The following is a 13,964-nucleotide window of genomic DNA, read 5'->3' as shown; positions in this document are numbered from 1 at the left end:
AACCCTCGACAGGCCAAAGGGACTCCAGGAATCCTCCCCCGCCAGGGGGAGGATCGAATCCGACCCTAGATCGCATGCCCCTCGGTATCGCGCAGCACTTCGCGGCGGCCGACATGATCGGGGCGGCCGACGATGCCGTCCTTCTCCATCCGCTCGATCAACCGCGCGGCGGAGTTGTAGCCGATCCGCAACTGGCGCTGGAGCCACGAGGTCGACGCCTTCTGCGACTCGCACACCAACTGGATCGCCTGACGGTATTGCTGGTCCTCCGCCGAATCCTCACCGGTCGGCGAGCCCTCCAGCGCGAAGCTCTCCTCGGGCTCCTCAGTGACGGAGGAGATGTAATCCGGCAGCCCCTGCGAGCGCCAGTGATCCGCCACCAGCCGCACTTCGTCGTCGGTCACGAACGGGCCGTGGACGCGGACGATGCCCTTGCCGCCGGGCATGTACAGCATGTCACCCTTGCCCAGCAGCTGCTCGGCGCCCTGTTCACCGAGAATGGTCCGCGAATCGATCTTCGACGTAACGTGGAAGCTGATCCGCGTCGGCAAATTGGCCTTGATGACGCCGGTGATGACGTCGACCGACGGTCGCTGCGTCGCCATGATCAGGTGGATGCCCGCCGCCCGCGCCTTCTGCGCGAGCCGCTGGATGAGGAATTCGACCTCCTTGCCCGCGGTCATCATCAGATCGGCGAGCTCGTCGACGATTACGACTATCTGCGGCAGCACGTCGTATTCGAGCTTCTCCTCTTCGTACATCGGCGCGCCGGTATCCGGGTGATACCCGGTCTGGACCTTGCGCCCGAGCGGCTGCCCCTTGGCCTTCGCACCGCGCACCTTATCGTTGAAACCGGCGAGGCTGCGCACGCCGACGGAGGACATCTGGCGATAGCGATCCTCCATCGTCTCGACCGCCCATTTCAGCGCACGCACCGCCTTGGCGGGATCGGTGACGACCGGCGACAACAGGTGCGGAATGTCGTCGTACATGCTCAGTTCGAGCATCTTCGGATCGATCATGATCATCCGGCACTGGTTCGGCGTCAGCTTGTACAGCAGCGACAGGATCATGCTGTTCAGCCCGACCGACTTGCCCGAGCCGGTCGTGCCCGCGACCAGCAGATGCGGCATCGGCGCGAGATCGGCGATCACTGAATCGCCCGCGATGTTCTTGCCGAGGATGATCGGCAACTGCGCCGATTGGTCCTCGAACGTCTGACTCCCAACGAGTTCGTGCAACGAAACCGCCTCGCGCCGCGCATTCGGCAGCTCGATGCCGATCACGTTGCGCCCCGGGATCACAGCCACACGCGCGGAGATCGCGGACATGTTGCGCGCGATATCGTCGGCCAGCGCGATTACGCGGCTCGCCTTGATGCCGGGCGCGGGTTCGAGTTCGTACATCGTCACGACCGGGCCCGGCCGGACCTCGATGATCGATCCCTTGACGTGGAAGTCGTCGAGCACGTTCTCGAGCAGCCGCGCGTTGCGCTCCAGCCCCGCCTTGTCGATCACATTGCCCTGGCTCGGCGGCGACGGCGTCAGCAGGTCGAGGCTCGGCAACGTGAAATTGTCGCGCAGGTCGAGCGACGACTGGCGCTCCTTCGGCTTGGCCTGCGACGGCGCGTTCTGGCGATCCGCGATGACGGGAGCGGGACGCGGGTCGGGCTCGGCGACCGCACGCGGCTCGACCGGTTTCCGGGTCAACGTCAGCGGTTCGTCGTCGTCCTCGTCGATCTCCGCAAAGCCATCATAGCCGAGCGCCTCGGTGCGGTTGCGGCGGGGGAGGCGCCATTTGCGCTCGCCGAGATCGATCTCGATGCTCTTGCCCCAGACGATCGCGCCGGCAATCGCCGCGACCAGCCCGATCGCGCGCGCGGACCAGAGTTCGGCGACCGGCTGGCCGATGAAGCTCAACGCCCAGTGGACCGCGCTGGAGACCGACAGGCCGATCACGCCGCCCCAGCCGGCGGGCAGCGCCAACACCGACGTGCCCGACACGAACGCAAGCGCGCTCGCCATCAGCGCAACGCCGATCGCCGCGCCGCGCACCATCCGCACCCAATGCCCGAGCGGCGCGTCACGCCACAGTCGCATCCCGAGAATCGGTCCGATCGGCAGCAACAGCGCGACCGCCGGCCCAAACAAGGTGAGCGCGATGTCCGCGAACCACGCGCCCGGCGGCCCGACCAGATTGGCGGAGTCGCCGCCCGATGCGGTGTTCAGCGCGGGGTCGCTCGGGTGATAGCTCGCCAGCGCCAGCGCCATCAGCAGCGTGCCGACGAACAATGCGATCGCCGCGATCAGCGCGCCGCTGCGGACGGCACCCGCCTTCACCGTCTCACGCCACAAGGCTGGCTGCGCGCGGCTGGCCATGACCCGTATTCTCCAGATTCAACTAAATGGTGAAGTTTCAACTTAATGTTGAAAATTCATCGCGCCGGGCGGGTTCGACGTCAAGCACCGCGCGACAACACGGGTTAAGCTGCGCCCGGATCGTCGTTGGCAGCGACCCGCGGTCGGGATAAAGCGGCGGCATGGACACAGATGTAATCATCCTCGGTGGCGGGCTGGTCGGCGCGACCCTCGCCGTGGCGCTCGACGTGCACGGCATTTCGACGATCGTGATCGACCCCGCCGACCCCGCGGTGACGTTGGCCCCCGGCTTCGACGGCCGCGCGTCCGCGGTGGCGAGCGCGAGCCACCGGATGCTCGACGCGATCGGCATCGGCGCGACGCTGGCGGGGCAGGGCTGTGCGATCCGGCAGATTCGGGTGAGCGATGGCCTCGAGCCCGGCGCACTCGATTTCGTCCCCGCCGCGGACGACGGCGCGCTCGGCACGATGTATGAGAACAAGCTGCTCCGCCGCACGCTGTTCGATGCCGCGACCGCCGCGCCGCACGTCGACCTTCGCATGCAGACGCGGGCGACGTCGGTCGACCGCGTCGAATCGGGCGTCACCGCCACGCTGGACTCGGGCGCCGTCATTCGCGCGCCGCTGTTGATCGCCGCGGAAGGCCGCAACTCGCCGACGCGCGAGGCCGCCGGGATCACGATCGCCCGCTGGTCGTACGAGCACACCGCGATCATCGCCGCGTTCCACCACGAGCGTTCGCACGAGGACGTCGCGTACGAGATCTTCTACGCGAGCGGCCCGTTCGCGCTGCTACCGCTGCCCGATGATGCCGATGGCCATCGCTCCGCGATCGTCTGGACGGTCGACTCGAAGAACGCGCCCGGCATGCTCAAGCTCGGCGACCGCGCGTTCCTCGCCGAAGCGGAAAAGAGCATGGGCGGCTTCCTCGGCAAGCTCTCGATGGCCACCCCGCGGTCGAGCTATCCGCTCGGCTTCCACCACGCTGCGCGGATCACCGATACGCGGCTCGCGCTGGTCGGCGACGCCGGCCACGGCATCCACCCGATCGCCGGGCAGGGCCTCAACCTAGGCTTCCGCGACGTCGCGACGCTCGCCGAAGTGCTGGTCGAGGGCAAGCGGCTCGGCCTCGACCTAGGCGACGCGGCGCTGCTCGCGCGCTACCAGCGTTGGCGCGGACTCGACACGTTCATGACCGCGGCCGCCACCGACACGCTCACCCGCCTGTTCGGCCTCCCCGGCAAGACCGCCAGCGCCGTACGTCGTTTTGGCATCAGCGCGGTCAACGCGATCCCGCCGCTCAAGGATCGATTCATGGCGGAAGCACGCGGTGAGTCGGGTGACTTGCCGAAGCTATTGCAGGGTCTCAAGATCTGAGGCCGGTAATCTGCCTGTCGTGAACGCGGGATAGCAGGAGCAACGCGAGTATGGCGCCGATCAGGCACATCAGCATGTCCCACTGCGTATCCCACGGGTCGCCCTGCGTCCCGAGAAACGCGTCCGCGCCTTGGCCGAGCGCGACGGCGGCGCCGAACTCTATCAGTTCATACAAGGCGCTGACGGACAGGCAGTAGGCGAGGACGGTGACCGTCAGCAGCCGGCGAGACGCGATGCTGCCGGTCCGGATGAGGATCTCGCGCAGCACGATCGCGGGCACGAAGCCCTGCATCAGATGGCCAAACCGATCATAGGGATTGCGGGCGAGGTGCAGCCAATCCTGCACCGCGAAACCGATCGGTACGCGCGCATAGGTGTAGGCGCCGCCCAGCATGAGAACGAGGCCGTGGAGCGCGATCAGCACGAGGGCGAGCGTCGTGAACGCGAAGCTGCGTCGCAGAGCGACCAATATGGGGAAGGCGATGAGGACGGGTGCGATCTCCATCCACCACGTCGCGCGATCGGCGGGGGCCCAGCCGGATGCCAAGAGCCCGATCGACCACAGGATTGCCAATATGGGAAGCCGGCGGTCGGTCGAGGTCATGATGCGCTTTCGTCGAAGGGCAGGGTCCTTGTAAGGGGCCCTCCTAATCGATCAGCCGGTCTTGAGCCACTGACGGAGCAGCGCGGTGACTTCGCCGGGACGCTCCATTGGTGCGAGGTGACCGCAGGAGCGCAGCATGTGAAACCGCGAGCCGTCGATCCGCGCACTCAGCGCGCGTGCGTCGTCGGGGGTGCAGATCAGGTCGCGGTCGCCGACCGCCACCAGCGTCGGGACGTGGATCGCGGCGATCGCCTCGCTGATGTCGGGGCGTGCAAGCAGCGCGCGTTGCTGGCGTTCGAAGACGGTCTGGCCGACGCGTTCCGCCATCGCCTGTGCGGGGCCGGCGACGATCGCGGTCAGGCGCGGGTCGGCGTGCGGCGCGGTCGCGAGCAGGCCCTGGCCGACGACGGTGCGCGGGCGCACCTCCATCGACGCGCGGGTACCGAACAGCGCGATCCGCTCGATACGGTCGGGGGCTTGCCGTACCATCTCCATCGCGACGTAGCCGCCGAGGCTGACGCCCGCGACCGCGAACCGTGGCGGTGCGCTGGCGAGCACGCGTGCGGCCATTTCGGACAGCGTGTCGTCCTGCGAGAGGTCGCCGAACTCGACCTGTGCAATACCCGCAAGATCGACGATCTGGCGGGCCCAGAGCTGGCCGTCGCAGCCCATCGCGGGGAGCAGCATCAGCGGTGTACGCGGTCGGACCATGCGAAATCTCCGGTAGCGGCGGGTTGCGGGGATGCTCACCTCAGGCGACGAACGGGAAGGCGAGCGCGATCATGCCGACGATCGTCATCACCACGCAGACGGCGATCGCGGGCACGAGCGTGAAGCGCTGGTGATCGGCGAGGTCGATCCCGACCAGGCTGACCAGCAGATAGGTCGACGGCACCAGCGGGCTGAGCAGGTGGACCGGCTGGCCCATCAGCGACGCGCGGGCGATCGCCTCGGGTGCGACGCCGTAATGCGCGCCGGCCTCCGCCAGGATCGGCAGCATCCCGAAATAGAACGCATCGTTCGAGATGAAGAAGGTGAACGGCATGCTCAGCACCGCGGTGATCGGCGCCATGTACGGCCCGAGCGCGGGCGGGATCACGCCGACCACCGCCTTGCTCATCGCCTCGACCATGCCGGTGCCGCCGAGAATCCCGGTGAAGATGCCCGCCGCGAAGATCAGCGACACCACCGCCAGCACGTTGCCGGCATGCGCGGAAATGCGCTCCTTCTGGTCGGCGACGCCGGGATAGTTGACGATCATCGCGATCGCGAACGCCAGCATCATCAGTACCGATAGCGGAAGAATGCCCCAGACCAGCAACGTCAGCAGTGTGATGACGAGCGCGGCGTTGAACCAGATCAGCTTCGGCCGCCGGGCTTCAGGGTATTGCGAGACAGCCATGCCGGTGAACTCGGTGTCCGCGGTGATGCCCGCTTCACCCATCCGGACGCGCTCCTTGCGGCCGAAATACACGGCCAGACCGATCAGGAAGGCGAGGCCGGCGATCATGCCGGGGATCAGCGGCAGGAACAGCGTCGCCGGATCCAGCTTAAGCGCACTTGCGGCGCGCGCGGTCGGCCCGCCCCACGGCGTCAGGTTCATGATCCCGCTCGTCGTCATCAACAGGCAGACGAGGTACAGCCGGTTCATGTTGAAGCGCTTGTAGAGCGGCAGCAGCGCGGCGATCGTGATGATGTAGGTGGTCGACCCGTCGCCATCGAGGCTGACGAGCGCGCAGAGCACGACCGTCCCGATCAGGATCCGCATCGGATCGCCGTGGACCATCCGGATCAGCCGCCCGACCAGCGGATCGAACAGGCCTGTGTCGGTCATCGTCGAGAAGAACAGGATCGCGAACAGCAGCATGACGCCGGTTGGCGCGAGGTTCTTGATGCCGTCGATCATCATCGGGCCAAGACCCGCGGCCTCACCCGCGAACACGCCGAAGATCGACGGGATCACGATGAGCGCGACCAGCGGCGTCATCTTCTTGGTCATGATCAAGGTCATGAACGTGGCGACCATCAGGAAGCCGAGCAGGGCAAGGTTCATCGCATCGTCCTAGGAAAGGGCGTGAATAGGGGGGTGGGGGTGGCAGACGTCGCCGCCGTTACCTTTGCGGGGGCCGCTACACGGGCGGCCGCAAGCACCCCGTCATCCTGACGAAAGTCAGGATCCAGGGTTACGGAGCGTGGTCCCTCGTGGCTCTGGATCCTGACTTTCGTCAGGATGACGGAGGGGTGGGGCCGGGCCGTCGTGGCAGATCGCATGCCGGCCAACATCAGAAGGTGACGCCGACGCGGGCGCTGAGGGTCTGGCCGCTGTCGTTGCCGACATAGTCGCCGGCGCGGTTGTCGGTGTTCCACTGGATCGCGTTCACCTGGAAGCGGGTGAAGGAGTTCAGGTACCAGTTGACGCCGACGGTCGCCGCCCAGCCGTCGCCGCCGGTCAGCAGATTGTCGAAATCGAGGCTTTCGTAGCGTGCGGTCAGCTCGATCGCGCCGACGCCGCCGTCGAAGGTCGGCTTCAGCACCTTGGGCTGGCCGAAACTGCCGAGCCGCGGGTTGTACGGCGGCAGGTCGCCGGTCAGGAACAGACCGCCCGAGACGCTCCACGCCTTGCTGACGAAATCGGGACGCCCGCCGTCGAGCCGCGCGTTGCGGCGGCCCGCTTCGCCCATCACCCACAATGGCCCGCGATAGCCGCCGAGCTCGACGCCGTAGCCGGTCGTGCCGGTGCCGCCGATCAGCGGCCCGGTCGACACGCGTAGCGCGCCGTTGAAGCGGCCGCCGATCACCGTGTTGCGAGTCAGCGTGCCCGCGACCGACGACAGCGACTCGTCGAAGCCCCACGCGCCGATGTGCAGCACGCCGGTATCGGACTTGATCGGGTTCCAGTGCGCGCGGCCGAGCACCGTACGGCTGTCGCCGACGGTCTGCGTGCCATCGATCCGGTCGCCAGTGATCGTTACCGAGGCATGGCCGGTCTTCCAGAAGATGCGCGGCATCACGCCGATGCCGTAGAAACCGCGCTGGGGGATGATCGCGGTCGAGACCGTGGTGCGCTCCAGGAACGGGGTCGAGTCCGAGCCGGTCGAGCCTTCGAAGCCGCGATCGTTGAACAGGTGACCGGCTCGGACGTCGTAGTCGAGGCCCGGCTTGATCTTGTTGCGCCAGCCGACGAACGCGGTGACGACGTCGACCTCGTTCTCCGAAAAGTCGCTCTCGAACTGGTAGAAGAAGTGCGTGCCGACGCCGCCTTCGAGGCCGAGGCGGAGTGCGCGCATGCCCGTCGTGGTGATGTTGCGGCCGTCGTACTTCGAGCCGAAGCTCGAGCTGACGTCGGTCAGGATGCGACCGCGCGGCTTGAACGTGTAGACGCCGTCCGCGGAGTGGAAGACGGGCAGGCCGGCGCCCCATTCGGTGGTCACGCCCGACGGATTGTCGCGGGCGGCGACCGCCTGCGCGACGCTGCGGTCGGCTGGACCTGGCGGTGCTAGCTGCGGCGCGAACGGCAGCGTGCGGCGCGGCTCGTTGTTCTGCGCGACGGCCTGCGGTGCCGGCTGCGACGGCGCTGCGGGCGCGGACGCCTGCGCGACGGCGGCGTTATTCTCCAGCCGGTCGAGCCGCGACTTCAGCGCGGCGATCTCGGCGGCCTGCGCACGGACCAGCGCCGCGAGGTCAGCGTCGGTCGGAGGCGATGTCGGGACCTGGGCCAGCGCCGGCGTCGCGGCGATCAGCGCGAGTGCGGCGCACCCGGTACGGAAGAGAGTCATTGTTGGGCTCCGGTGGCGAGAATCGCGGTCCAGTCGCGCAGGAAACGCTGGCGCTTGACGCGGTCGAGGTTGACGAGAAGTTGTGGCCCCACGCGGATCGGTCGCGCCTGGCTCGAGGGAAGACGGCGCGCGGAAACGTCGGTGCGGACCGGCCACAGGCTGCGTTTCGCGAGTAGCGACTGCCCTTCGCGCGACAGCAGGAAATCTAGGAACAGCTTCGCCGCCGCGGGGTGCGCGGCCTCGCGGGCGATGAACGCGATCCGCGACGTGACGATCGTATAGTCCTGGAGGAACGCGACGCCGATGCGGGGATCGGTCCGCGCCCGTTCCACCGCGTAGGAGCCGATCACGTTGTACGCGATCGCCTGCCGCCCCTCGGCGACGCCGCGCAGCATCGGCTCGCTGGTGCGCGACAGCACGGGCCTGGTCGCGGCGATCGCCTCGAGCAACGACCGCGTGTCGCGCGTGATCGCGAGATCCTCCGAGAGATACAGATAGCCGACATTCGAGCGCGCCGGATCGAACGTGGTCACCCGGCCTGTCAGGGCGCGCGCATTCTTCCGCAGCCATGTCTCCAGCGCGGCGTGCGTGCGCGGCACTTGCGCGGGCGGCACGAGGCGCTTGTTGTAGACGATCCCGATTGGCTCCGCGGTGACGCCGAAGCCCATGTTCTTCCACACCGACACGGGCGGCAGCGCGGGCTTTTCGGGGCTCGCATAGCCTTGCGCGAAGCCGTCGTTGATCAGCTTAACCTGCAGGTCCATCGCCGACGACCAGACGAGATCGGCGGACATCTTTTTCGCGCGCGTCTCGGTGACGAAGCGGCGATACATCTCGGTCGAGCCGATGTCCGCATACAGCACGGTGATGCCCGGATAGCGTTTCCGGAACGCGGCGACGACCGGCAGCAGTTCTGCGCGATCGGCATTGCCGTAGATCCGCACCTGCCGCTCGGCGCGCGCATCGGAGATCAGCTGGTCGTAGGAGCGCGGGTAGTTGGCAGGGCGCTGCGCCGCGGCCGTCGCGGCAAGCGCCGACAGCCCGGTCAGTATCGCGATCTTCACTAAAATGCGTGCCATCGTCTCTCTCCTCGCCTTCCGTCTCTGTGTTCGGATAGACTGCAACGGTGGAGTACGAAGCGAACCTGTCACCAACCTTTCACGCCGATCGGGCGCAGGACGAGCCGTTGTGCGCATCCTGCTGATCGAGGACGACGCGGCCCTCGCGCGCAGTATCGCGGCATTGTTGCGCGCCGGCGGCAACGCGGTGGATCACGTCGCGACCGGTGAGGAGGCGCTGTCGGTGGTCGCCGGCGAGCCCTATGCGCTGGTGATCCTCGATGTCGGACTGCCCGGGATCGACGGCTTCTCGGTGCTCGAAACGCTGCGCCGTCGCGGCGAGCGGGTGCCGGTGCTGATGTTGACCGCACGCGATGCGCTCGACGACCGGGTGCGCGGGCTCGACCTCGGCGCCGACGATTACCTGCGCAAACCGTTCGAGCCCGAGGAACTGGAGGCGCGGGTCCGGGCGCTCGGCCGGCGGCGCGGCGGCGATCCGCTGCCGGTGCTGAGCGTCGGTACGCTGACGATCAACCGCTCGACCGGCGACGCGGACATCGCAGGCCGTGCGCTCGACCTGCGTCGACGGGAGCGCGCGGTGCTGGAGGCGCTCGCCACCCGAGCCGGTCGGGTCGTCCCCCGCGCGCTGCTGATCGGCGAGGTGTTCGGGTTCGACGAGCCGGTCGGCGACAACGCTATCGAGGTTCACGTCACGCGGCTGCGGACCAAGCTCGCGCCCGACGGCCCCGGCATCCGCACCGTCCGCGGGGTCGGCTATATGCTCGATGCCGGCTGAGACGCGGACTCCCGCGCTACGCACGCGCCTGCTGGTCGCGGTGCTCGGGCCGTTGCTGGCGGCGGCGATCCTGATCGGCGTGGTCGGTGCGACGCTGATCGCGGACGTCGTTCGGCGCACCAACGATCGCGTGCTCGGCGGTGCGCTCGGCGCGATCGCCGAGACGGTGCAGGTAGAACGCGGCGAGGTGACGCTCGACCTGCCGTCCGCTGCGTTCGGGATGCTGGAGAATACCGAACGCGACAACGTCTATTACCGCGTCGCCGTCGGCCCGGACCTGCTCACCGGCTACGCGGATCTGCCAGCGCCCGATCCCGCGACGCTCTCGATCGACGTGCCGCGCTACCGCTTCGCGCGCTACCGCGGCCAGCAGATCCGCATCGCCGAAGTCCGCCGCTCGCTTCCCCGGATCGACAAGCCCGTGATCGTCCAGATCGCCGAAACGCTCGACAACCGCGGTGCGCTCACCCGCCGGCTGATGCTCGCGCTGCTGATCGGCGAATGCGTCCTCGTCGGCGCTGCCGCGCTGCTTCTTCGTCCTGCATTAGGATGGTCGCTCCGTCCGCTCGCCCGCCTCCGCGACGCGGTGGAGGCACGCGATGAACGCGCGCGTCCCGATTTCTCCCCGCTCGACACCGGCCCGCTCCCCAGCGAACTCCGCCCGCTCGCCGGCGCGTTCGACCGCCTGCTGGCGCAGCTCGACACCGCGACCGTCGGCGTCCGCCGCTTCACCGCCGACGCCTCGCACCAGATGCGTACGCCCCTGTCGGTGCTGAAGGTCCAGGTCGCACTTGCCCGCCGCGGCTCGGGCCCCGAACGCAGCGTCGCGCTCGACGAGATCGCCGACGCGGTGGTGCGTCTCGAACGCCTGGTGACGCAGTTGCTGGCGTTGGCGCGCGCCGAGGAGGCGGGCGTGTCCGCCCCGCTCGAGGCGGTCGACCTGCGCGAAGTGGCGGCCGCAGTCATCACGCGCCAGATCAAAAGCGCGATCGAAGCGGGCATCGACCTGACCATAGAAGGCGACCCCGAGGTCAGCCACGTCGTCCCCGGGCACCGCACGCTGATCTTCGAGATCGTGTCCAATCTGATCGACAACGGCATCCGCTACAACCGGCGCGGCGGCACCGTCTCGGTCAGGCTCCAGACGACGCCGTCGGAAACGTCGATCGCGGTCGTCGACGATGGTCCGGGCATCGCGCCCGAGCACCGCGACGCCGCATTCGATCGGTTCGTCCGGCTGGATGCTGCCGGCAGCCCGGAGGGGAGCGGTCTCGGCTTGGCGATCGTACGCTCGGCGGCGACCCGCCTCAACGCGGACGTCGCATTCGGCGATGCGGACACCGGCACCACGATAATCTTGAGATTCGCGCGCACCAAGCGATGACGATCGCGTCATGCGGATAGGGCGAAGGCGCTGGCAAGAAGGATTTTCAGGCGATCGGTGATTAATCACGATGACGCTGGACCGTCGTTTCGACGGTGTGTCAGTATCCCAACGATTGGGAAAACTGGAGCGGGCGAAGGGATTCGAACCCTCGACCCCAACCTTGGCAAGGTTGTGCTCTACCCCTGAGCTACGCCCGCTCTGGCGCCTATGTCTCCGGTCTGAAGCGACACGGTGACTGGGTGAGGCGCGCTGTTAGCCCGGTGTTTCCGGGACGGCAAGCGCCTTTTCAACTTTCGTGTGAAATTTGCTGCAGACACGATTCCGCTTGGCGACTCCGGCACTAGAACATTACAAGAACAATTGTGAACGAGTCGCTTGCCTTGATAGCCCGCCTGAAGCGGATCGCCACGGTGGGGATGCCGACCCAGGGCGACGATCGCGCCGACGATGCGTGGCTGACGCAGGGCATGGCGAAGGCGCAGTTGCACGAGGTTTTTGCGACGATCGATGATTCGGCGAGTGCCGCGGGGTTCGCGGTCGCCTCGATATTGGCGGCAAAGGCAGCGCCGGTGATGTGGCTGCGGACCGAGGCCAGCGAGCGGCAGGGGGGCAGGTTACATGCGACCGGGCTAGTCGAGATGGGGCTCGACGTGACGTCGCTGGTGCTGGGACTGGTCGAGGACGAGGCGAGCTTGCTACGCGCCGCTGCCGATGCTGCGCGGTGTCATGGGCTCGGCACGTTGGTGATGGAATCCTGGGGCAGGGCGCCCGGACTCGACCTCACCGCGACGCGGCGGCTGATGCTGGCGGCCGAAGCCTCGGGCGTGACGATCCTCAGCCTGCGCATCGGTGCCGAACCGGTACCGAGTGCGGCCGCGTCGCGCTGGCGGGTGGCGGCATCCCGCTCCCGGCTGCTGGAAGCCGACGCACCTGGCAAACCTGCCTTCGACATCGAATTGCTACGCCGACGCGGAGGCCAGGCCGGGCTTCGCTGGCGTGTGGAGTGGGACCGTGACGCGCACATCTTCGACCAAAACGCCTTCGCCTCTGGTGATTCCGCGGCGCTACCTGGCGCTGGTATTCCCGTGGCTGCCGATCGAGCGGCTGCGGACGATGCGGCCGCATCTGTTCGTCGGACGGGCTGAGACGCCGATCGCATTCGTCGAATCGGTCTCGGGTGGGGTCCGTCTGAAGTCGCTCGATCGCGAGGCGGTGCGGGCCGGACTCCAACCAGGGCTGACGCTCGCCGACGCACGGGCGCGTGTACCGGAGCTGGAGGTGTACGAGCATGACGCGCATGCCGATCACGAATGGCTCGAGCGGCTCGCGGACGGGTGCCAGCGCTATACGCCGTCGGTCGCGCTCGACGAGCCCGATGGCCTGATCCTCGACATCGCCGGGTGCGTGCACGAGTTCGAGGGCGAACGGCGGCTGGCTGCCGATCTCGAGGAGCGGCTTGCGCGGCGGGGTGTGCTGGTGCGGCATGCGTTCGGCGACACGCCCGACACGGCGCGCGCGCTGGCGCGGTTTGCCGGAGCGCCGGCGCCGGATGAAAAGCGCGCGGTCAAGCGATTGCCGGTGGCGGCGCTCGGTCTGGACGAGGATGCGACGACCGCGTTGTCGCGCGCAGGGCTGAAGACGGTCGGCGACGTGATGGCGCGGCCCTTGGCGACGATCGCCGCACGGTTCGGCGAGGAGGCGGCAATGATGATCCGCCGGCTCGACGGCTCGGTGAAGGGGCCGATCGTCGCGCGCCGGACGGTGCCGAAGATCGGCGTCGAACGCCGCTTTGCCGAACCCATCGCACGCACCGAATACGCACTCGAGATGCTGGCCGAACTCGCCACCGAAGCCGCGGCTCAGCTTGCCGATCGTCACGAGGGCGGCCGCCGCTGGGAAGCGCGCCTGTTCCGCGCCGACGGCCTCGTCCAGCGCCTGCGAATAGAGACCGGTCAGCCGACACGCGACGTAGCGTTATTGATGCGATTGTTCCGCGAGCGGATCGACAGCCTCGCCGATCCGCTCGATCCGGGATTCGGCTATGATCTGGTCCGGCTCGACGTGGCATTGGCCGAGAAGCTCGACGCGTCGCAGTTGAAGCTGGAGGGCGGCGAGGCGCAGAAGGGCGAGGTCGCGCAGCTCGTCGACCAGCTCGGTACGCGACTGGGTCGGACGCGCGTCCGCCGGTTCTCCGCACGCGACAATCATATTCCCGAACAGGCCGAACTGATGCTCCCTGCCGCCGAAGCGCCCGCGCCAACGCCGTGGATCGCGCCCGAAACCGACGAACCGCCGCTACGGCCGATCTACCTGTTCGACCCGCCACAACCGATCGAATCGATGATGGCGGAGGTCCCCGACGGCCCGCCGCACCGGTTCCGCTGGCGCCGTACCGTCCACGACGTGGCGCACAGCGAAGGCCCGGAACGGATCGCCGGCGAATGGTGGCGACGCCAGGACATACCGACGCGCGATTACTACCGCATCGAAGACCGCCGCGGCCGCCGCTTCTGGATCTTCCGCCACGGCCTGTATTCCGAGATGGAGGCACCCCGCTGGTACCTCCACGGCGTCTTCGCGTGAGGATCG

At 67.9% G+C, this 13,964-nt stretch carries 11 protein-coding genes and 1 tRNA gene; 5 read left to right on the top strand and 7 right to left on the bottom strand.

The annotated features are described in order from the left end of the window. Window positions 1–65: 65 nt before the first annotated feature. Window positions 66–2,378, bottom strand: coding sequence for a DNA translocase FtsK (locus IFT67_RS11625; RefSeq protein ID WP_192238427.1), 2,313 nt, complete (start codon window positions 2,376–2,378; stop codon window positions 66–68). A gap of 161 nt (window positions 2,379–2,539) precedes the next feature. Between IFT67_RS11625 and IFT67_RS11620 the strand changes: the two genes are divergently transcribed. Continuing rightward, window positions 2,540–3,754: a UbiH/UbiF/VisC/COQ6 family ubiquinone biosynthesis hydroxylase gene (locus tag IFT67_RS11620; protein WP_192238426.1), complete on the top strand. Its 1,215-nt coding sequence runs from the start codon at window positions 2,540–2,542 to the stop codon at window positions 3,752–3,754. On the opposite strand, the gene IFT67_RS11615 is transcribed toward IFT67_RS11620, so the two are convergent. The 5 genes from IFT67_RS11615 to IFT67_RS11595 all read right to left on the bottom strand — a co-directional run bounded on the left by IFT67_RS11615 (window position 3,744) and on the right by IFT67_RS11595 (window position 9,213). After that, window positions 3,744–4,358 (bottom strand): DUF2238 domain-containing protein, encoded by a 615-nt coding sequence (locus tag IFT67_RS11615; RefSeq protein ID WP_192238425.1) that lies wholly within the window; start codon window positions 4,356–4,358, stop codon window positions 3,744–3,746. The genes IFT67_RS11620 and IFT67_RS11615 overlap by 11 nt on opposite strands. Before the next feature lie 51 nt (window positions 4,359–4,409). Further along, window positions 4,410–5,069 (bottom strand): alpha/beta fold hydrolase, encoded by a 660-nt coding sequence (locus IFT67_RS11610; RefSeq protein WP_192238424.1) that lies wholly within the window; start codon window positions 5,067–5,069, stop codon window positions 4,410–4,412. Window positions 5,070–5,109: 40 nt separating this feature from the next. Beyond that, window positions 5,110–6,411 (bottom strand): CitMHS family transporter, encoded by a 1,302-nt coding sequence (locus IFT67_RS11605; protein WP_056064457.1) that lies wholly within the window; start codon window positions 6,409–6,411, stop codon window positions 5,110–5,112. Window positions 6,412–6,640: 229 nt separating this feature from the next. Continuing rightward, window positions 6,641–8,134, bottom strand: a complete 1,494-nt coding sequence (locus IFT67_RS11600) for an OprO/OprP family phosphate-selective porin (protein ID WP_192238423.1) — start codon at window positions 8,132–8,134, stop codon at window positions 6,641–6,643. Next, complete coding sequence (locus tag IFT67_RS11595) at window positions 8,131–9,213, bottom strand: ABC transporter substrate-binding protein (RefSeq protein ID WP_192238422.1); 1,083 nt, start codon at window positions 9,211–9,213, stop codon at window positions 8,131–8,133. Before IFT67_RS11595 ends, IFT67_RS11600 begins: the two co-directional genes overlap by 4 nt. Window positions 9,214–9,322: 109 nt before the next feature. On the opposite strand from IFT67_RS11595, the gene IFT67_RS11590 reads away from it, so the two are divergent. Further along, window positions 9,323–9,988 carry a response regulator transcription factor gene (locus IFT67_RS11590; protein ID WP_200912584.1) on the top strand — a complete coding sequence of 222 codons (666 nt, stop codon included), beginning with the start codon at window positions 9,323–9,325 and terminating at the stop codon, window positions 9,986–9,988. After that, window positions 9,978–11,372 carry a sensor histidine kinase gene (locus IFT67_RS11585; RefSeq protein ID WP_192238421.1) on the top strand — a complete coding sequence of 465 codons (1,395 nt, stop codon included), beginning with the start codon at window positions 9,978–9,980 and terminating at the stop codon, window positions 11,370–11,372. Before IFT67_RS11590 ends, IFT67_RS11585 begins: the two co-directional genes overlap by 11 nt. Before the next feature lie 125 nt (window positions 11,373–11,497). Here IFT67_RS11585 and IFT67_RS11580 read toward each other — a convergent pair. Next, window positions 11,498–11,572: transfer RNA gene (locus IFT67_RS11580), tRNA-Gly, on the bottom strand. A gap of 165 nt (window positions 11,573–11,737) precedes the next feature. On the opposite strand from IFT67_RS11580, the gene IFT67_RS11575 reads away from it, so the two are divergent. Further along, a complete protein-coding gene (locus IFT67_RS11575) occupies window positions 11,738–12,520 on the top strand; it encodes a hypothetical protein (protein WP_192238420.1) in 783 nt (260 codons plus the stop codon). Beyond that, window positions 12,489–13,958, top strand: a complete 1,470-nt coding sequence (locus IFT67_RS11570; protein WP_197983059.1) for a Y-family DNA polymerase — start codon at window positions 12,489–12,491, stop codon at window positions 13,956–13,958. Before IFT67_RS11575 ends, IFT67_RS11570 begins: the two co-directional genes overlap by 32 nt. Window positions 13,959–13,964: the final 6 nt, after the last annotated feature.

It is taken from the genome of Sphingomonas sp. CFBP 13728 (assembly GCF_014841895.1).
Lineage (GTDB): Bacteria > Pseudomonadota > Alphaproteobacteria > Sphingomonadales > Sphingomonadaceae > Sphingomonas.
Note: the sequence above shows the minus strand (reverse complement) of the source record. Positions and strands in the feature narration are given on the sequence as shown.

What these genes read in the sequence shown, in the direction of transcription:
- IFT67_RS11625 (WP_192238427.1), bottom strand. Translation starts at nt 2,378, where the DNA reads ATGGCCAGCCGCGCGCAGCCAGCCTTGTGGCGTGAGACGGTGAAGGCG.
- IFT67_RS11620 (WP_192238426.1), top strand. Translation starts at nt 2,540, where the DNA reads ATGGACACAGATGTAATCATCCTCGGTGGCGGGCTGGTCGGCGCGACC.
- IFT67_RS11615 (WP_192238425.1), bottom strand. Translation starts at nt 4,358, where the DNA reads ATGACCTCGACCGACCGCCGGCTTCCCATATTGGCAATCCTGTGGTCG.
- IFT67_RS11610 (WP_192238424.1), bottom strand. Translation starts at nt 5,069, where the DNA reads ATGGTCCGACCGCGTACACCGCTGATGCTGCTCCCCGCGATGGGCTGC.
- IFT67_RS11605 (WP_056064457.1), bottom strand. Translation starts at nt 6,411, where the DNA reads ATGAACCTTGCCCTGCTCGGCTTCCTGATGGTCGCCACGTTCATGACC.
- IFT67_RS11600 (WP_192238423.1), bottom strand. Translation starts at nt 8,134, where the DNA reads ATGACTCTCTTCCGTACCGGGTGCGCCGCACTCGCGCTGATCGCCGCG.
- IFT67_RS11595 (WP_192238422.1), bottom strand. Translation starts at nt 9,213, where the DNA reads ATGGCACGCATTTTAGTGAAGATCGCGATACTGACCGGGCTGTCGGCG.
- IFT67_RS11585 (WP_192238421.1), top strand. Translation starts at nt 9,978, where the DNA reads ATGCCGGCTGAGACGCGGACTCCCGCGCTACGCACGCGCCTGCTGGTC.
- IFT67_RS11570 (WP_197983059.1), top strand. Translation starts at nt 12,489, where the DNA reads ATGCGGCCGCATCTGTTCGTCGGACGGGCTGAGACGCCGATCGCATTC.